The following is a 16,784-nucleotide window of genomic DNA, read 5'->3' on the forward strand; positions in this document are numbered from 1 at the left end:
CGTATGAGCGAACCGCTACCAGCCGCCCTCCGCCGGGAGCGCATGCTCGAACGGATCGGCCGCGCCGGCTTCGTCCGGGTCAGCGAGCTGAGCGAGGAGTTCCAGGTCTCCGACGTCACGGTGCGCAGCGACCTCGACGCGCTGGACGACCGGCAGGCCATCCGCCGCGTGCACGGTGGCGCCGTGCTCCGCGGCACCGGGATGCGCGAGGCGAGCTTCGAGGAGGCGCTGGAGGCGTCCGCGGACGAGAAGCGCGCCATCGCGCTCGCCGCGGCCGCGCTCGTGGTGCCGGGCAGCAGCGTCCTGCTCGACGTGGGCACCACGACGGCCGCCATCGCGCGCGCCCTGGCCGACCGGGACGACCTCACCGACGTCACCGTGATCACCAACGGTCTGACCATCGCGCTCGAGCTGGAGCGCGCCATCCCGCACTTCCAGGTCGTCGTGACCGGCGGGACGCTGCGCCCGCTGCAGCACTCGCTCGTCGAGCCGCTGGCCTCCAGCCTGCTGGAGCGCGTGCACGCGGACCTCGCCTTCATCGGCTGCACCGGCGTCCATCCCGTCGGCGGCATCACGAACGTCAACCTGCCCGAGGCGGACCTGAAGCGGGCGATGGTGACGACCGCGGAGCGCGCCGTCGTCGTCGCCGACGGCTCCAAGCTCGGCCGCACCCACCTCGGCCGCATCGCCGCCGTCGACGAAATCTCGGCGCTCATCACCGGTGTCTCGGCGGCTCCGGAGGAGCTGTCCGCGCTGCGCGAAACCGGTCTGCCGGTCACCGTCGCCGGGGCCTAGGCTGTGGCCATGCGTGCACCCACCGGCGACCAGTACGACATCGAATTCGGCGACCTGAGCGCGACCATCACCCAGGTGGCGGCGGGGATCCGCACCCTGCGCTACGCGGGTGTCGACCTCACGGAGCCGTTCCCGGAGGAGTCCACCCCGCCCTCCGCCGATGGCATCGCGCTCGTCCCGTGGCCCAACCGCGTGAAAGACGGCCGCTGGGAGCTCGACGGCGTCGTGCAGCAGCTCGCCCTCACCGAGCCGCAGCTCGGGAACGCCAGTCACGGCCTCCTGCGCTACCAGCCGTACACCCTCGTCGCCCGCACCGACTCGTCGGTCACGCAGGCGGCGAGCATCTACCCGCAGGCCGGCTATCCGTTCCTCCTCGACACCACGGTCGAGCACGAGCTGGACACCGAGGGCCTCACCGTCACGCACACGATCGCCAACCGCGGGGAGCGTCCCGCGCCCGTCGCCGTCGGCGCCCACCCCTACCTCCGGATCGGCGACATGCCCGCCGAGCAGCTCACGCTGACGGTGACCGCGGCCACGCGATTCGAGACCGACGACCGGCTCAACGTGACCGGGGAGGTCCCCGTCGCCGGTACGCGCTTCGACCTCTCGGCGGGCGCGCGCGTGAGCGACCTGGACGTGAACGACGGCTTCGGCGGGCTCGCCGAGCGGCCGGAGCACGTGCTCGCGGCCGACGACGGCCGGCGCGTGATCCTCTGGACCGATCCCGCTTTCGCCTACGTGCAGGTCTTCACGCACCGCGCTTTCGCCACGAAGGCGCCGGGGGAGGTCGCGCTCGCGGTCGAGCCCATGACCGCGCCCGCCAACGCGCTCAACACCGGGCAGGGGCTCCACTGGATCGCGCCCGGCGAGGAGTGGACGGCGAGCTGGGGCATCCGGCCCGAGGGCTTCGCCGCCTCGTCCTACTTGGCCAGCTGGGGGTAGAGGGCGCGCACGTCCTCGTGGAGCTTCGACTTCACCTGGCGGGCCACGTCGCCGACGATCGCCTCCGCGTCTCCGGAGAGGACCGCGTCCAGCGCCTCGTCCACGACCTGCGCCGGCGGGACCTTCACGCCCTCGGCGTTGGCGGCCATCTCCGTGTCGACGTAGCCGACGTGCACGCCGACGACCTGGATGCCCTGCGGCGCCAGCTCGACGCGCGCGGAGTTGCTCGCCGACCACAGCGCGGCCTTGGTCGCACTGTACGAGCCGAGCGCGAGCCAACTCAGCGCGGAGTGCATGTTCACGATCGCGCCGCCGTCGTTCTGCGCCAGGACGGGTGCGAAGGCGCGGGTGACCAGGACGGGCCCCCAGAAGTTCGTGTCGAACTCCCGGTGGATCTCGTCGAGGTCTCCCGAGACGAGCGACTGGTTCACGGCGATGCCGGCGTTGTTGACCAGGACGGTCACATCGCTCGCGACCTCGGCAGCGCGCCGGATGCTCTCGGGGTCGGTCACGTCGAGCGCGAGCGGGACGACCCGCGGGTCATCGCTCGTGACGGTCTCGGGGCGACGGGCGGCCGCGTAGACCTTCGCGACGCCGCGCTCGAGCAGCCCGGCGACGAAGGCGGCTCCCAGTCCGCGGTTGGCTCCGGTGACGAGGGCGATGCGGCCGGTGAGGTCGGTCATGGGTTCCTCCAAAAGTAAACAGATCGGTGTACTCGCAATGTACACAGATCGGTTTACTTTGTCCATCGCCGCCCGTAGAATCGGCGCATGACCACCTCCGCCGTCGCGCCCCGGCCCAAGCCGCGCGAGCGGGTGCTCGCCGCCGCCGCCCGGCTCTTCATCGGCGAAGGCGTCAACGCGGTCGGTGTCGATCGCATCGCCCAGGAGGCCGCGGTCTCCAAACGCTCGATCTACCAGCACTTCGACGGCAAGGACGCCATCGTCGCCGAGATGCTGCGGGAGTACGGACCGCGCGTCGTGGCCGGCTACTTCACCGAGAGCGACGACCTCCCCCCGCGCGAGCGCGTCCTGCACGTCTACGACGCGCTGCACGCGGCGGCCGAGGCGAGCGACTTCTTCGGCTGCCCGTTCGTCAACGTCGCCACCGAGCTGCGCGACCGCGAGCATCCCGCGGCGCAGGTGGCGCAGCACTTCAAGGGCGAGCTCACCGCCTTCTTCGAGCGCCAGGCGGTCGCCGCGGGAGCCTCGGAGCCACACCTTCTCGCGGTGCAGCTGACGCTGCTCTTCGACGGCGCCTCCGCGAGCGCGGCGCTGTGCGGGGGGACCCCGATCGCTGCCCGTCTCGCGGCAGAGGAGCTTTTCGACGCGGCCGTCGCCCGCAGCCGCTGAGCGAACGTCGTTGTCCTACCCAGCTTTCAGCGGGTGATTGCTGAGCTCGCGAGCTGCGACTACTGATCACATGTGCCGGGAACGCGCTTCGTCGTGTGCTGCACTACGTGTCTCCCTGAGGAAGCCTCGGAAAAGGGGTGTACTGACCGTTCTAATATTCCTCATCCCCGCCGGCCATCAGAGCACGGCCGACTGGCGCTTGTGTTATTTCCCCCGACCAGAGTTGGAATCGCCCATGAATCGTTCTCTCCGCACCCTCCTGATCTCCGCGACCGTCGCCGTCGGCGCGGTCGTCGCCGTCCCCGCCGCGGCGTCGGCCGCCCTGATCGAGGACCGCGCCGCGGACGACTTCGCGATGACGAGTCCGGTGGCGAGCAGTACGGTCGCGCCCGGTCAGGTGTATGCGGGGAACGTGGGTGATCTCGCGGTCGAGGGAGATCCGGTGCGGCTGATGGCCATGCCTCTCTTCTCGGGCGGCTCGGCCGTCTGCGATGACGGCATCCAGATCGGCGCCGGCACGGTCGGCCCCGGGGGAGCGCTCGAGATCACCGCGACGGGAGCCGTCGCGGACGGTCTGACCCTCGTCTTCTTCTGCCACGACACGGTCAGCGGCGGCAATCTCTACACCATGGACAACCCGTTCGAGCTGCGGTCGCCGGGTGCGGGCGAGGGGCTTCCCGTCGACCGGGCGGTCGTGACCGGCGTCGGAAGTCCCGGCGCTCAGGTCGACGTGCGCACCGCTGACGGTTCGCCGGTCGGCAGCGCCGTCGTCGGCCAGGACGGCACCTGGTCGGCGACCCTCAGCGATCTGGCTCAGGGCCCGACGACGATCACCTTCACCCAGGGCTCGAAGTCGTTCGACGCCGACTTCACCATCGTCAGCGAATCCGAGAGCACGCCGCTCGTCGACCCCGTCACCGGTGGCACGCTCGCCGCGAGCGCTCTCGTCCTTGGGCTCGGCGTCCTGGTGCTGCGTCGTCGCCGCACCCGCACGGCGGTCTGACGGCCTTTAGCCTCGCTTCGCGATCGCCCGCCAGCCGCCGGCGCGGTTGTCCGCGATCAGCCGGCGCAGGAAGGCGAGCAGCGCCTCCCGCGCGATCGGGTCTCCCTCGCGGAACCCGATCGTGCGGGCCGTGGTGTTCGTGTGCCCCGCCGTGATCAGCCCGTCGGGATCCGGCAGCGGCTCGAGGTAGGCGTCGACGCGCGGATCCCGGGAACCCATGGGGCCAGGCTACGGCGCCACCGAGAGGAAGATGAAGGCCGCGAACAGGATGAGGTGGATGCCGCCCTGCATCCGCACCGCGCGTCCCGGCATGAGCGTCAGGATGCTGACGGCGACGGTGAGGGCCAGCAGCACGATCTGACTGGCGCCGAGACCCAGGTGCAGTGCGCCGGGGAGCCAGATCGAGGCGACGGCGATCACCGGGATGGTGAGGCCGATGCTCGCGATGGCCGAGCCGAGGGCGAGGTTGAGGCTCGTCTGCATCCGGTTGAGCTTCGCCGCCTTCGCGGCCGCGATGCCCTCCGGCAGCAGCACCAGCAGCGCGATGATCACACCGACGAACGACTGCGGCAGCCCGACCGCGGTGACCGCGCGCTCCAGCGGTGTCGACTCGAGCTTCGCGAGGCCGACGACCGCGACCAGGGCGACCAGGAGGAGGCCGAGACTGATCAGCGCGGTGCGGTTCGACGGCCGCTCGGCGTGGCTGTCCTCGTCGTCCTCGTTGCCGTTTCCTTCCGAGGGCTTCAGAGCGACCGGCAGGAAGAAGTCGCGATGCGCGAAGGTCTGCGTGAAGACGAACATCGCATACAGGGAGATCGAGGCCAGTGCTGCGAACACGAGCTGGCTCGGCGAGAACTGCGGGCCCGGCGTCTCGGTGAACGTGGGCACGACCATCGTGAGGGTCGCCATCGCGGTGACCGTCGCGAGCGCGGCGCTGCTGCCCTTGGGGTTGAACGAGGTCATCGACCCGCGGCTCGAACTGAGGAGCAGCGAGAGGCCGACGATACCGTTCATCGTGATCATGACGGCCGAGAAGACGGTGTCGCGGGCGAGCGTCTCGGAGTCCTTGCCCGAGGTCATCAGCGTCACGATCAGCGCCACCTCGATCACGGTCACCGCCACCGCGAGCACCAGGGAGCCGAAGGGCTCGCCGACCCGGTGGGCGACGACCTCCGCGTGCTGGACCGCCGCCAGGACGGTGCCGCCGAGCACCAGGGCGATCAGCACGACCGCCCACGGCTGGAGCTCGACCGTCCAGAAGGCGACGAGCAGGACGACGCCGATGATCGGGACGACGACCGCCCAATAGCGTGTGAGCCAGGATGCGATCGCTTTCATGGGTCCATCCTGCCAGGGTGCGTCTCCACACCACATGGGTGGCCTCGGTCCGGCGGCCGATCCGGACCTCTCCCGGCGCGCTGCCACGGCGCGGGGCGCTCCGGCTGGTGGGATGGACGCATGGCCCGCTCACGGATTCCCTCGTCCCGTCCCGCCGCCTCGCGCCTGGCCGCCGTCGCGCTCGCCGCCGGCGCCCTGGCGCTCGCCGTGGCGGGGTGCTCCTCGTCCGGCTCGCCGACGTCGACCCCGCTCTCGTCCACGTCGACCACCTCGTCCTCTCCCGGCCCGACCTCGCGGCCCACCGGCACCAGCACCTCGGCGCCGGTCGACGGGCAGTGCGCCACGAGCAGCCTCACCGGCAGCATCCAGCCCGGAGGAGGCGGAGCGGCGGGCAGCAGCGAGGTCACCCTCGTGCTGACCAACGGCGGCACGGCGGAGTGCTCGCTGCAGGGCTGGCCGGGCGTCTCGTTCGTGGGCGACGGCAACGGGACCCAGCTCGGTGCCCCGGCCGACTTCGACCGCAGCTCGCCGCACGACACGGTGACCCTGAAGCCGGGAGGCACCGCTCAGGCGGCGCTGAAGATCGTGCAGGCCCTGAACTACTCGCAGTCCGACTGCAACCCGAAGCAGGCGGACGGCTTCCGCGTCTACCCGCCCGGGTCGACCGAGTCGCTCTTCGTGAAGGACGCGGACGTGACCGCCTGCCAGTCGAGCTCCGTCTCCCTGCTGACGGTGAAGGCCCTCGTCCCGGGAGCCTGACCCGCGCTATCGCGACGGCCTGCTCCATTACGCTGGAGCCGTGCCTTCCGCCCGAGCCGTGCGTCGCCCCGGCACCCCCTCCTGGGTGATCCGCCTCGTCGTCGTCACCGCGCTCGTGGGGGTGGGCGGCGGCATCGGCGGCGCGCTCGTCTACCTCGCCCTCCACGCCATCCAGCACCTCGCCTTCGGCTACTCGGAAGGCACGTTCCTCGAAGGCCTGCAGGAGGCTCCGCCGGTCAGCCGGGTGGTCGCGCTGGTCGTCGCCGGTGTCATCGGCGGCGTCGGCTGGTGGTTGCTCCGGCTGTGGGGCCGGCGTCGGCCCGATCACGCCGTCGTCTCCGTGGAGGCGTCGGTCGGCGGACGCCGGATGCCCGGCATCGTGACGCTCGTCAACGCCGCGCTGCAGATCGTGATCGTCGGCCTCGGCGCGTCCATCGGCCGGGAGGTGGCCCCGCGCGAGGTCGCCGCGCTCTGGGCCGGCTGGCTCTCCGACCGTGCGGGCGTGACGGCCAGGGAGCGCCGCATCCTGGTCGCGTGCGGAGCGGGCGCCGGCCTCGCGGCCGTCTACAACGTGCCGCTCGGCGGTGCCGTCTTCGCCGTCGAGATCCTGCTCGCCGAGGTGAGCTTCGCCACCATCCTCCCGGCCCTCGCGACCTCCGCCATCGCCGCGCTCGTCGCCCGCATCGTCGTTCCCGCCAACCCGCTGTACGCCGTCGAGCAGGTGCCGCTCACCCCGACGATCGTGCTGTGGTCCGTGCTGGCCGGCCCCCTGCTCGGATTCGCGGCGGTCGGGTTCGTGAAGCTCGCAGGGTTCGCCCAGCGCCACCGCCCGAAATCGTGGGGCATCCTCATCGTGATGCCGCTGGTCTTCGCCGCCGTCGGGGTGGTCTCGTTGTGGCTGCCCGCCATCCTCGGCAACGGGCGGTCGCTCGGGCAGCTGGCGTTCACCGCCGCGATGCCGGTGCTGCTGATCTTCGCCATCACCCTCGTGAAGACGGCGTCGACCGTCGGCACGATCGGCGCCGGTGCCGCCGGCGGAACTCTGACCCCCTCCCTCGCGATCGGCGCCGGCCTCGGTCTGACGGTCGGGGCCGTCTGGGACCTCGTGTGGCCGGGCGCCCCGCTCGCCGGTTTCGCGCTCATCGGCGCCGCCGCGTTCCTCGCCGTCACGATGCGCGCGCCGTTCACCGCGCTCGTGCTGGTCATGGAGTTCACGGATCAAGGCCTCCAGCTGCTCGCCCCGCTCATGCTCTGCATCGCCGGAGCCGTCGCCGTCGGCTACCTGATGGAGCGCGGCCGGGTCACCGGCGTCGCCTAGCCGTCACCGGCCGTTCCCGACGTCTCGCGCGGCGCTGAGCCACGCCTGGCTCGACCGATCCACGGCGCCAGCCGACTCCGACTTGATCTGCGTCCCGTAAAACCGATATGTTTTCTATGTGTGTAATGCGCCGAATACACGTGCAGTATTTCTGGCGTCACCATTCGCACTCTACAGGAGACAGGAGCCACCATGGGCCAGATCAGCGTCACCCCGGAAGAACTGAAGCAGCAGGCTCAGGTCTACACCCGCTCGAAGGAAGAGATCGAGCAGGCGATCCAGAAGGTCAATCAGATGAACTCGACCATCGCCGAGCAGTGGAAAGGCCAGGCCTTCCAGGCGTACCTCGAGCAGTACAACCAGATGTACGAGAGCGTGAAGAAGTTCGAGGAGCTGCTCGTGAACATCAACGAGCAGCTGAACAAGTACGCCGACACCATCGCCGAGCGTGATGCACAGGACGCCCAGAGCTTCGGCTTCTAGTCCCCTTCCGCACGAGCGCGAGCAGTTGCGACGGCGGTCGCGTTCCGCCGCCCGGGGCGTCACGTGGGCGCTTGCCGTCGGTCTGACGGCGGGCGTCCTCGTGGCGTCGCCCGCCCTGGGGGATCCGCATGATTCGGGCGACGGGAGTCTGAACCTGAACGCCGACATCCTGGTCGACGAATCGGTCGGAACGGGGGCCGTCGGTGATTTCGCCGTCCGCGGCCGGCTCTTCTCCCCGGAGCTCTCCGCTCGTGCGGATGAGCAACGGGAGGCGAGCGCCGAGCGGCTGGACGTCGCAGGCACCCTGACCTTCGAGCCGTCTGCTTCCGAAACCGAGGCCTATGCGGCGGTGCGGGCCGGGTTGTTCGGCGGCTACTCCTCCGAGGTGCACTCGCAGGCCGTCGAAGCCCGCGAAGAGTCGGCGATCCTCCCGACCCTGGCACTGGTGATCGGCGTCCCGCTCGTGATCCTGGTCGGCGTGTTCCTGGGGCGGTTCTGGGCGAGAAGAAGGCGAGCATCCCATTGATCGAGATCACCTTGGAGTTCCGGGGGAAGCAGATCGATCTCCTCGTGCCCGGCGAAGTCACGTTCGACCGGCTGCGGCGGCTGATCGGCGATGCGTTCGCGGCGAAGGGCATGGTCCTGCCGGAGGGCTACGAGCTCGCGCTCGACGGGAAGGCTCTCGTCCTCGGCGGGCACGACGTCATCGCATCATTCGGTGTCGGCAACGGCGACCGTCTACGAATCACTACGAAGAGTTGAGCAATGCGTATTCAGATCGACGGCACCGACCTCGAGTTCGATGCCGGTGGGGGACTCCTCCGTGTCGGAGTGTCCAAGAACGGCTATGACGAGGCGTGCCTCGACGTCATCCGTCGGTATGTCGACGCGAGCGAGGCCGATTCCGGCCTCGAGATCGCGTACGCGCTCGGCGATGGCGACATCGGCTTCAGCGAGGCCGTGAGCCGGGCGACGACCCGCCTCGACCGCTTGGCGCTGGCGCAGAAACTCGCGGCCTGTGTCACGTACCGGGGCGGTTTCAGGGTGCCGGTGATCCACCCGGACAACGTGTACCTGAACGCGGACCGGCTCCGGGTCGTGCACTGCGGCCTGCAGGGCATGCTCGCTCCGATGTCGTTCGACGAGGCGCTGTTCCTCCGGTCGTTGCAGGCGATGGTGATCCAGACCCACCGCCCGAAGCTGGCTTTCGAGCAGCTTCTCGACGGCGCGAAGGGCCTCCGGGACTCGTTCTCGACCTCGGTGTGGCAGACGACCACGACGGACGAGCTCTTCGCGTTGATCGACGCGCAGCTGAAAGCGGAGCAGGCGGCGGCAGCGGCGACCAAGGTGAGCGTCTCCAAGCGCCGCTACTCCTGGTACCGCGTGCTGGGGATCGTCGGCGCCTCCGTCGGTCTGGTCGCCGGCGTGTTCGCGTGGCAGGCCCAGAGTCAGAACCGTCTGCAGACCGCCGTGGTCGACGCCCAGGCGCGGTTCCTGGCGAGCGACTACTCCGGGGCCCTGGGAAAGCTGGACGGCTACGCGGCGGCATCGCTCCCGGCATCGGCGAAGTACGTGCTCGCGGTGTCGAGCATCAACCTGGACGACCTCACGGCGACGCAGAAGCAGGCGATCCTCAACAACGTCTCCGAGAAATCGGACGACGTCACGCTGAACTACTGGATCGCGATCGGTCGCGGCGAGTTCGACCAGGCGCTCGATCTCGCGCAGAACCTCGGCGACGACCAGCTGACGCTACTGGCCTACACCGACCTGTACCAGGCGACGAAGCTCAATACCCGCATGCCCGGCGGTGAGAAGCAGAAGCTCCTCGACGAGTACGCCAAGGCGATCGACGAGCTGACGGCGAAGCTCACGGGTTCGGCCGGCGAGGCGGTGCAGGGATGAGCGTGTTCGCCACGGACGTGGTCGGGGAACGTCGCCAGGCCGCGCTCGACTCCCGGCTCGACGCAGGCCGGCTGCGGTACCTCGTGTACGTGCTCGACGGACAGCAGGCGATCAAGCTGTCCCTCACAGAAGAGCGCCCGTTCGTCGAGCATCGCGGTCACAAGCTGAGCGTCGTCAATGACGCCGTCTACGCGGATGGCGACAGGCTCAGCGATGGACTGCAGACGGTGGGCGATCTCGCCTGCCTCGTGGTCTCGGCGAGCCGTGCCCGCACCGAGGCCTTCACGATCGATCAGAGCGCGGAGTTCGTCATCGGCGACGTGGCCTACGCCGGGATCCAGGCACCGGCCGCACCGCTTCTCATCATCCGCGGCGATTCGCTGATCGTCGACGCGCAGGAGCGGCTCGTGTACGTCGACGGTGCGGCGGTCTCCGGCCGTCGGATCTTCGAGCTCGCCGCGGGGACGGTGGTGCTGACCGAGGCGTTCCTGCTCGAGAGGCGACCTCGACAGTTCAAGATCACGCACCTTCGATCCGACCTCGTGCTCGATCACACGAGGCTCCTGACCCAGCCGGCGGTGAGCGAGTTCCCGCCGGACTTCCCCGACTACCGACGCTCCCCGAAGATGAATCTCGAGGTCGAGGACGCCGAGTTCACGCTGCAGGGCCCGGACAAGCCGGGTGGCAAGCCCAAGAGCCGTATCGTGCGGATGCTGGTGCCGCCCTTCTCCATGATCGCGGCCACGGGCATGACGACGATCATCACGGGCAACAACCCGCTGATGCTGATCGGAATGGGCCTCGCGAGCGTGCTCACCGCGTCCTTCACGGTGTCGCAGTACATCGCGGACAAGAAGGAGGCGAAGGCGGCCGCGACGCAGGCCGACGAGGACTACACCCGCTACCTGGTGCGCACGATCGCCGACGTGTCCCGCGCGTATGCCGGCGAACGCCAGGTGCTGCTGTATCAGCAGCCCAGCCCGCACGCGCTCGCCGAGATGGTCGAGCGGTACGACCCGAGGATCTACGAGCGTCAGCGCTTCAACAAGGACTTCCTGCAGGTGTCGCTGGGGCTGTCCGACCGCCCCTCCGCGGTGAAGGTCTCCTCGGGCGTGAACGAGAAGGACGCCAGCGTGCACGGCCAGCACGTGACGGACCTCGCCGCGGAGTTCCAGACGCAGCGCGACGTGCCGACCACCATCGGTCTGTCGGGGCAGACGGTCGGGCTCGTCGGGCCGCCCGATGTCGTCGACGACTACCTGCAGTCGCTCCTGTTCCAGACCGCGTTCTTCCACTCGTATCGTGACCTGAACTTCGTGAGCGTGCTGTCCCGCGAGTCGTATGCGAAGACGTGGAACGCGTGGAGGCTGCTGCCGCACTTCACGCTCAGGGAGCTCAACATGCGCGGCCTGATCCACTCGGAGAAGCTGCGCGACGTGGTGCTGAACACGTTCTATCAGCTCCTCCAGAAGCGCCGGCAGCTCCTGAAGGATGCGGGCACTCAGAAGCCGCAGTTCGCGCCGCACTACGTGTTCACGATCTCCGACGACCGCCTCCTGGCTGGACACGGGATCAATGAACTGCTCGCCGAGGACATGAGCGATCTCGGCGTGACGGTGATCTGGTGCAGCGAGGACGCGAAGCTGCTCCCGGAGACGGTGACGGCTCTCATCCAGGGCCCGCATCGGGTGCGAGGGGAACTCGTCACGAACAACGACGTGTACGTGGCGACCCCGTTCACGCCGTACGCCTTGCCGGATGATCTGGAGCATTCGCTCCGGAGGCTCTCCAATCTGAACCACCTCGAGGTCGAGAAGAACGCCGTGCCCGAGGCGCTGAGCCTGCTCGAGCAGTACGAGGTCACCTCCGTCGACGACCTGCAGATCGCCGAACGGTGGAGCCGGGCCGAGCCGAACAAATCGATCGCGTCGCTGATCGGGTGGCGGGGCAAGGCCGACTACGTGCATTGGGATCTGCACGAGCGCGCGCACGGCCCGCACGCCCTCGTCGGAGGTACGACGGGCTCGGGGAAGTCGGAGTTCCTGACCACCTACCTCATCGGGCTCGCGATCAACTTCTCGCCGGAAGACGTGGGCATGCTCATCATCGACTGGAAGGGCGGGGGGATCGCGAACACCCTCGACCAGCTCCCGCATTTCATGGGCGCCATCACGAACCTCGACGGTGCCGGCACGGCGCGGGCGCTCGCGAGCATCAAAGCGGAGCTCAACAAGCGCCAGCGCGAGTTCGCCGTCTACGGCGTGAACAGCATCAACGCCTACATGAGTCTGTACAAGCAGCGGCACGACCCGAAACCCGAGGTCACCTACCCCACGAAGCCGCTGCCCCACCTGGTGCTGGTCTCCGACGAGTTCGCCGAGCTCAAGGCGAACGTGCCCGAGTTCCTCGACGAGCTCACCTCCGTCGCTCGCATCGGCCGCAGTCTCGGTGTGCATCTGATTCTCGCCACGCAGAAACCCAGCGGTGTCGTGAACGACCAGATCGAGGCGAACTCGACCTCGAAGATCGCGCTGAAGATGGCCGGCGAGCAGGACTCGAACGAGCTGCTGAAGACCACCGATGCAGCCCACATCACGAACCCCGGCCGCGGCTATCTGAAGGTCGGTCAGAACGAGGTCTACGAGCTCTTCCAGAGCGGATACGCGGGCGTGCCCTACGACCCGGATGCGACCGTGACCGAGCGGGTCGACGAGCGCATCTACAAGATCAACGAGGTCGGTCAGTACGAGCTGTTCCACGATCCCGACGAAGAGGTCGAGCAGGGCAAGGACACGAGCGACCTTCCCACGCAGCTGGAAGCCGTCATCGACACGATCGCGACCATCTTCCACTGCGACGATGCGTTGACGACTCCGGATCGACCGTGGCTGCCGAACCTGCCCGAGAGCATCCCCACGCCGCCGCCGGCTCCGGGGAGCGGGTTGGGCGTCCCTCTGGGCATGCTGGACATCCCGGCGCGGCAAGCGCAAGAGAACTACGCGTTCGATCTCGCACGCGACGGGCACACCGCCGTGTTCGGCAGCCCGGGGTATGGCAAATCGACCGTCCTGCAGACCCTCGTGGTGAACCTCGCGACGGCCAGCACTCCCGATCAGGTGCAGGTGAACCTCATCGACTTCGGGAACAACGGTCTGCTGCCGCTCGCGGACCTGCCGCATGTCGCAGACATCGTCACGCTCGAAGAGGCCGAGAAGCTCGGCAAGATGCTCGAGTCGATCGGGGGCGTGCTGGCCACCCGCAAGCAGCTGTTCAAGGAGGCGGGGGTCGCGAACCTGGAGCAGTACCGGGCGAAGACCCGCCAGGCGCTGCCGATGGTCCTGAACGTGCTCGACGGGTACGACAACCTCACCGCGAACGACCGGCGGAAGGAAGCGATCGACTCCCTCCTCCTCCAGGTGCTGCGCGAAGGATCCGCCCTCGGCGTGACACTCGTGCTGAGCGCGAGCCGCGTCGGCGGAGTCCGCGTGAACATGCTGAGCAACATCTCGACCAAACTCTGCCTCTACCTCAACGACGAGAGCGAACTCGCGCAACTCATGGGACGGGAACGGCTGCTGCAGGTCGACCTCCCCGGCCGCGGCCAGGTGCTCCTCGACGTCCCCACCGCGATCCAGTTCTACCTCCCGGCCCCCGGCGCCGACGGCTCCGAGACGCTCGCCGCACTCGAACACCGGATCGCAGCGCTGGACGCGGGCTGGACGGGCGCGCGGCCGCCGCGGATCCCGATGGTTCCGCCGGAGCTCACGCCGGCGATGTTCCACTCCTTCGCAACGGTCGGAAGGCTCGAAGACGCCGGAGGCCTCGCGTTCGGGCTGTCCACAGCGACCACCACGGCGGTCGGCTTCCTCCCGCGGGCGCAGCCCTTCTTCCTGCTCGCGGCCCGGGATGACGAGCAAGAGCTCCTGTTCCAGGATGTCCTGCTCGCGCAGGGCAGCCGGGTGCAGACGGAATTCATGATCGTCGATTTCGACGGCTCGTTCGACGAAGCGCTCGACAAGACCCCGCTCCCCTCGAACTTCAGCTACATCACCAGCGCCGGTGATGCCAGCCAGGTCGTCGCGGGCATGGTCGCCTATCTCGCCCTCAACAAGCAGAAGGCCCAGGGCGCCCCGATGGTGCTCGTGATCGCCAACCTGGCGGATTTCATCGCCAAGACGGATGTCAAGGCCGAGGATTTCGCACTCGCCGTGAAGAACACGTCCAAAGCAGGACTGGACTTCATGATCTTCAGCCGCCACGACTATGTCGCCAAATCGTTCGACGCGGTGCCCAAGCTCGTCCGGGAGCTGAAGTTCGCGGGTCTGGTCGGGGCACGAGCCTACGACAGCCCACTCGTGAAGAGCATGGGGAGTTCGGCCGAGGCCGAGCCGAGGAGCGACGAGCCGTTCTTCGTGCTGCGCGGCGGCGGCGGCTTCGAGAAGATCAGGCTCCCGCGCTCGGAGGAGGTGACGGCGTGAGCGAGACTCCGGAGTTGCTCCCGCTGGGGAGCGCCGTCACGATCGCAGACGACGACGGCGTCTACATCATCGTCGCGCGGGGCTTCCAGAAGCCCGCCGAGGGATTCCTGGCCGGCTACAAAGCGGTGCCGCATCCGCAGGGGGCGGCCGGCGGGGTGAAAGAGGTCGTGATCAGACAGACGCAGATCGCGGAGGTCGTGCATCGCGGATTCGAGAACCCCGACGATGCCGTGTTCGCGAAGAACCAGCTCGAACACGCGAAAGCGCCGCCCGAGCGGCAGCCGTCCGATGCGGAACCGGATCTGACGGTCGATCTCTCGAAACCCGCCGTCCTCCCCGCCGTTGCGCCGCCGACGTCGGAGCCGGCCTCGCCCGGCGGTGCGGCGATAAACCCGAACGACCCCTTCAGTGAGCTACGCAGCAAAGGAAAACGGAAATGAGTCAGGAACAGCAGGAGCTCGGCGATCACCGAACGTTCCTTCCTCTGGGGAGCGTCGTGATTCTGAGGGGCTCCGTGAAGAAGCTCTTGATCGTCTCTCGCGGGTCGATCGTCGAGGACGCCTTTTTCGACTACGGCGCGTTCATGTACCCGGAGGGCATGATCGACGCGAACATCGCCTACTTCAACCACGACGACATCCTCAAGATCGTGCACGAAGGCTACGCAGACGAGGACAACGATCTCGTCCTCGAGATCTTGGATGACGCCTACGCCCGGTTCCAGCGGCAGACGAGCGCGGCCGCGACGGCGACGTCGGCCCTGCCGTCCGTCGAGGACGCGGATCCGTTCGCGAGCGTCCGTGACCTGGTGGGCGACGATGCGTGATGAGCAGGCCCTGGCGCGCGTCCGGGAACTGGAGGGCGTGATCGACCGGCTCAAGAGCGTCCGCGACGCGGTGAACGAACTCAGCATCAGTGCGTACGAGAAGGCAGGCGGGGCGTTGTGGGCCGGACAGAAGCGCAACCGCTTCACGGAGAGCTATGAGGTGGCGAAGACGGGCCACTCGCGGATCGGCGACCAGATCGGTCAGGCGATCAGCGACTGCAAGAGCAAGCAGCGCAGCCTGGCGTTCTCGATCAATCCCGTCGAGCATCCGCTCCTTTCGGCTCAGGCCGTGGCGATAGCGCTGACCTGAATCGACTGAGGGGACTGGAGGGGTAGAGATGGCTACGCGGAGTGTCAGGGACGGCTTCCACGAGGAGACGAAGAAGGTCTCCACGTTGACGTCTCGGGTTGCAAGCACGAAGGACGGGTGGGACAGGGGAGAGCCGCTGAACGTTCCCGGGGCACGGACGGTGTCGAAGATCTATGCGGATCTGTCCAGTCTGATCGCCACGTACGGGGAGCTGGCACGGAAGGACACCGAGGAGTTCGACCGGTTCGCGGTGAACATCGAGGTGCAGGATCGCGAGGACGCGAAGCAGTGAGTGTGGTGGAGTTCTCTGCGGATGCGTGGCAGGCCGCGTCGCCGGGTTTGCAGGGGGGTCTTGCGAATCGGATCGAGGCGGTGGGTGATCTCCTTCAGGGGTTGGATGCTCTGGCGGCGTCGGGGGATGTCAGCGGGGCGGGTGCTGATGGGATGCGCGCGTATGTCCGTGAAGTGCATGTGCCGATCCTGCAGTCGTTGTTGATCGCTCTGTCCACGTTCCAGACGGCGGTCGGCGTGTACTGGGACGGATATGCCCAGGTCGACGCCGACGGCGACTTCCGGCTGGTGAAGGACGAGTACGACGCGCATCTGTCTCAGCTGGAGGGCGGGATGGGGCAGTTGCGTGGGTTCGGCGCCCAGCTGCGGCAGATCGCGGCGGATGCCTCCCATCTGGTGTCGCTCGGGGGAGCGGGAGCGGCGGCCGCGGAGCAGACGGCGGAGGATCTGCAGCAGATGCATTCGATCGCCAAGGGGCAGAAGGAGGCCTGGGAAGCGTTCGAGGCGTCCGATCCCGGGTTCGGGCAGGTGCAGAACCTGATCGCCGAGTTGAGCCGGATCGTCAAGAACGTCGGGTCGTTGACGGTGGGGCGGGGGCGCACCTATACGGCGGGGAGTTTCTCTCTGACTCTGCAGCAGCTGGGTGAGTTGACCTCCGGAATGCTGACGTATTGCGAGCAGAACCAGAAGGTCGCCACGGCCGGGTGGGAGGCCATGTTCTCCGGATATGCGGAGGATGTGGAGGCGGCCCGCCGCGAGCAGGCCGGCTGGGATCTGTTGTGGGATGCGTTGCAGATCGCTGCGGGGGCGGTGATCACGGTCATCGGGTTGGGTTTGACCCCGTTCACCGGCGGATTCTCCCTCGGGCTGACGGTCCTCGGCGGGTCGCTGCTGATCGGCGGGGTGAACAACGCGATCAACCACGTCTCGATCGCAACCACCGGTCAGGAGCTGAACCTGGTCGGGATGGCGGCCGAGGCG

At 68.4% G+C, this 16,784-nt stretch carries 19 protein-coding genes; 16 read left to right on the top strand and 3 right to left on the bottom strand.

The features are described 5' to 3' along the window. Positions 1-3: 3 nt before the first annotated feature. Both BGO91_RS05985 and BGO91_RS05990 read left to right on the top strand, forming a co-directional pair. Positions 4-795 carry a DeoR/GlpR family DNA-binding transcription regulator gene (locus tag BGO91_RS05985; protein WP_290471938.1) on the top strand — a complete coding sequence of 264 codons (792 nt, stop codon included), beginning with the start codon at positions 4-6 and terminating at the stop codon, positions 793-795. Between the two features lie 9 nt (positions 796-804). Next, positions 805-1,740 carry an aldose 1-epimerase family protein gene (locus BGO91_RS05990; RefSeq protein ID WP_290471939.1) on the top strand — a complete coding sequence of 312 codons (936 nt, stop codon included), beginning with the start codon at positions 805-807 and terminating at the stop codon, positions 1,738-1,740. Here BGO91_RS05990 and BGO91_RS05995 read toward each other — a convergent pair. Further along, the gene (locus BGO91_RS05995) at positions 1,719-2,423 is read right to left on the bottom strand and encodes an SDR family oxidoreductase (RefSeq protein ID WP_290471940.1); all 705 of its coding nucleotides are present in this window, start codon (positions 2,421-2,423) and stop codon (positions 1,719-1,721) included. The two genes, BGO91_RS05990 and BGO91_RS05995, sit on opposite strands and share 22 nt — an antisense overlap. Before the next feature lie 87 nt (positions 2,424-2,510). Here BGO91_RS05995 and BGO91_RS06000 point away from each other — a divergent pair, with 87 nt between their 5' ends. Then, the gene (locus tag BGO91_RS06000; RefSeq protein WP_290471941.1) at positions 2,511-3,092 is read left to right on the top strand and encodes a TetR/AcrR family transcriptional regulator; all 582 of its coding nucleotides are present in this window, start codon (positions 2,511-2,513) and stop codon (positions 3,090-3,092) included. Positions 3,093-3,327: 235 nt separating this feature from the next. Next, positions 3,328-4,095, top strand: a complete 768-nt coding sequence (locus BGO91_RS06005; protein WP_290471942.1) for an Ig-like domain-containing protein — start codon at positions 3,328-3,330, stop codon at positions 4,093-4,095. Positions 4,096-4,101: 6 nt separating this feature from the next. On the opposite strand, the gene BGO91_RS06010 is transcribed toward BGO91_RS06005, so the two are convergent. Together BGO91_RS06010 and BGO91_RS06015 are read right to left on the bottom strand one after the other, a co-directional pair. Then, complete coding sequence (locus tag BGO91_RS06010) at positions 4,102-4,314, bottom strand: hypothetical protein (RefSeq protein WP_290471943.1); 213 nt, start codon at positions 4,312-4,314, stop codon at positions 4,102-4,104. 9 nt (positions 4,315-4,323) lie between these two features. Next, on the bottom strand, positions 4,324-5,433 hold the full coding sequence (locus BGO91_RS06015) for an ionic transporter y4hA (protein ID WP_290471944.1): 1,110 nt from the start codon (positions 5,431-5,433) through the stop codon (positions 4,324-4,326). 120 nt (positions 5,434-5,553) lie between these two features. On the opposite strand from BGO91_RS06015, the gene BGO91_RS06020 reads away from it, so the two are divergent. The 12 genes from BGO91_RS06020 to BGO91_RS06075 all read left to right on the top strand — a co-directional run. Then, positions 5,554-6,192 (top strand): DUF4232 domain-containing protein, encoded by a 639-nt coding sequence (locus BGO91_RS06020; RefSeq protein WP_290471945.1) that lies wholly within the window; start codon positions 5,554-5,556, stop codon positions 6,190-6,192. Between the two features lie 40 nt (positions 6,193-6,232). After that, entirely contained in the window at positions 6,233-7,510 is a 1,278-nt protein-coding gene (locus BGO91_RS06025; RefSeq protein WP_290471946.1) for a chloride channel protein, read from the top strand. Positions 7,511-7,702: 192 nt separating this feature from the next. Further along, positions 7,703-7,993 carry a WXG100 family type VII secretion target gene (locus BGO91_RS06030; RefSeq protein ID WP_290471947.1) on the top strand — a complete coding sequence of 97 codons (291 nt, stop codon included), beginning with the start codon at positions 7,703-7,705 and terminating at the stop codon, positions 7,991-7,993. A 100-nt stretch (positions 7,994-8,093) separates the two neighbouring features. After that, positions 8,094-8,519 carry a hypothetical protein gene (locus BGO91_RS06035; RefSeq protein WP_290471948.1) on the top strand — a complete coding sequence of 142 codons (426 nt, stop codon included), beginning with the start codon at positions 8,094-8,096 and terminating at the stop codon, positions 8,517-8,519. Beyond that, positions 8,516-8,755 carry an EsaB/YukD family protein gene (locus BGO91_RS06040; RefSeq protein ID WP_290471949.1) on the top strand — a complete coding sequence of 80 codons (240 nt, stop codon included), beginning with the start codon at positions 8,516-8,518 and terminating at the stop codon, positions 8,753-8,755. Before BGO91_RS06035 ends, BGO91_RS06040 begins: the two co-directional genes overlap by 4 nt. A 3-nt stretch (positions 8,756-8,758) precedes the next feature. Next, positions 8,759-9,898 (top strand): type VII secretion protein EssB, encoded by a 1,140-nt coding sequence (gene essB, locus BGO91_RS06045; RefSeq protein WP_290471950.1) that lies wholly within the window; start codon positions 8,759-8,761, stop codon positions 9,896-9,898. Further along, positions 9,895-14,376, top strand: coding sequence for a type VII secretion protein EssC (gene essC / locus BGO91_RS06050; protein ID WP_290471951.1), 4,482 nt, complete (start codon positions 9,895-9,897; stop codon positions 14,374-14,376). Before essB ends, essC begins: the two co-directional genes overlap by 4 nt. Beyond that, positions 14,373-14,816: a DUF4176 domain-containing protein gene (locus BGO91_RS06055; protein ID WP_290471952.1), complete on the top strand. Its 444-nt coding sequence runs from the start codon at positions 14,373-14,375 to the stop codon at positions 14,814-14,816. Before essC ends, BGO91_RS06055 begins: the two co-directional genes overlap by 4 nt. Continuing rightward, positions 14,813-15,202, top strand: a complete 390-nt coding sequence (locus BGO91_RS06060; RefSeq protein ID WP_290471953.1) for a DUF4176 domain-containing protein — start codon at positions 14,813-14,815, stop codon at positions 15,200-15,202. The genes BGO91_RS06055 and BGO91_RS06060 overlap by 4 nt, the downstream gene beginning before the upstream one ends. Continuing rightward, positions 15,177-15,512 (top strand): hypothetical protein, encoded by a 336-nt coding sequence (locus tag BGO91_RS06065; RefSeq protein ID WP_290471954.1) that lies wholly within the window; start codon positions 15,177-15,179, stop codon positions 15,510-15,512. Before BGO91_RS06060 ends, BGO91_RS06065 begins: the two co-directional genes overlap by 26 nt. A 28-nt stretch (positions 15,513-15,540) precedes the next feature. After that, the gene (locus BGO91_RS06070) at positions 15,541-15,804 is read left to right on the top strand and encodes a hypothetical protein (protein ID WP_290471955.1); all 264 of its coding nucleotides are present in this window, start codon (positions 15,541-15,543) and stop codon (positions 15,802-15,804) included. After that, positions 15,801-16,784 (top strand): T7SS effector LXG polymorphic toxin (locus tag BGO91_RS06075; protein ID WP_290471956.1); only part of this gene is annotated, 984 nt, incomplete at its 3' end. The genes BGO91_RS06070 and BGO91_RS06075, both read left to right, overlap by 4 nt.

This window comes from Leifsonia sp. 71-9, from assembly GCF_001898805.1.
GTDB lineage: Bacteria > Actinomycetota > Actinomycetes > Actinomycetales > Microbacteriaceae > Leifsonia.

What these genes read in the sequence shown, in the direction of transcription:
- BGO91_RS05985 (WP_290471938.1), top strand. Translation starts at nt 4, where the DNA reads ATGAGCGAACCGCTACCAGCCGCCCTCCGCCGGGAGCGCATGCTCGAA.
- BGO91_RS05990 (WP_290471939.1), top strand. Translation starts at nt 805, where the DNA reads ATGCGTGCACCCACCGGCGACCAGTACGACATCGAATTCGGCGACCTG.
- BGO91_RS05995 (WP_290471940.1), bottom strand. Translation starts at nt 2,423, where the DNA reads ATGACCGACCTCACCGGCCGCATCGCCCTCGTCACCGGAGCCAACCGC.
- BGO91_RS06000 (WP_290471941.1), top strand. Translation starts at nt 2,511, where the DNA reads ATGACCACCTCCGCCGTCGCGCCCCGGCCCAAGCCGCGCGAGCGGGTG.
- BGO91_RS06005 (WP_290471942.1), top strand. Translation starts at nt 3,328, where the DNA reads ATGAATCGTTCTCTCCGCACCCTCCTGATCTCCGCGACCGTCGCCGTC.
- BGO91_RS06010 (WP_290471943.1), bottom strand. Translation starts at nt 4,314, where the DNA reads ATGGGTTCCCGGGATCCGCGCGTCGACGCCTACCTCGAGCCGCTGCCG.
- BGO91_RS06015 (WP_290471944.1), bottom strand. Translation starts at nt 5,433, where the DNA reads ATGAAAGCGATCGCATCCTGGCTCACACGCTATTGGGCGGTCGTCGTC.
- BGO91_RS06020 (WP_290471945.1), top strand. Translation starts at nt 5,554, where the DNA reads ATGGCCCGCTCACGGATTCCCTCGTCCCGTCCCGCCGCCTCGCGCCTG.
- BGO91_RS06030 (WP_290471947.1), top strand. Translation starts at nt 7,703, where the DNA reads ATGGGCCAGATCAGCGTCACCCCGGAAGAACTGAAGCAGCAGGCTCAG.
- essB (WP_290471950.1), top strand. Translation starts at nt 8,759, where the DNA reads ATGCGTATTCAGATCGACGGCACCGACCTCGAGTTCGATGCCGGTGGG.
- essC (WP_290471951.1), top strand. Translation starts at nt 9,895, where the DNA reads ATGAGCGTGTTCGCCACGGACGTGGTCGGGGAACGTCGCCAGGCCGCG.
- BGO91_RS06060 (WP_290471953.1), top strand. Translation starts at nt 14,813, where the DNA reads ATGAGTCAGGAACAGCAGGAGCTCGGCGATCACCGAACGTTCCTTCCT.
- BGO91_RS06070 (WP_290471955.1), top strand. Translation starts at nt 15,541, where the DNA reads ATGGCTACGCGGAGTGTCAGGGACGGCTTCCACGAGGAGACGAAGAAG.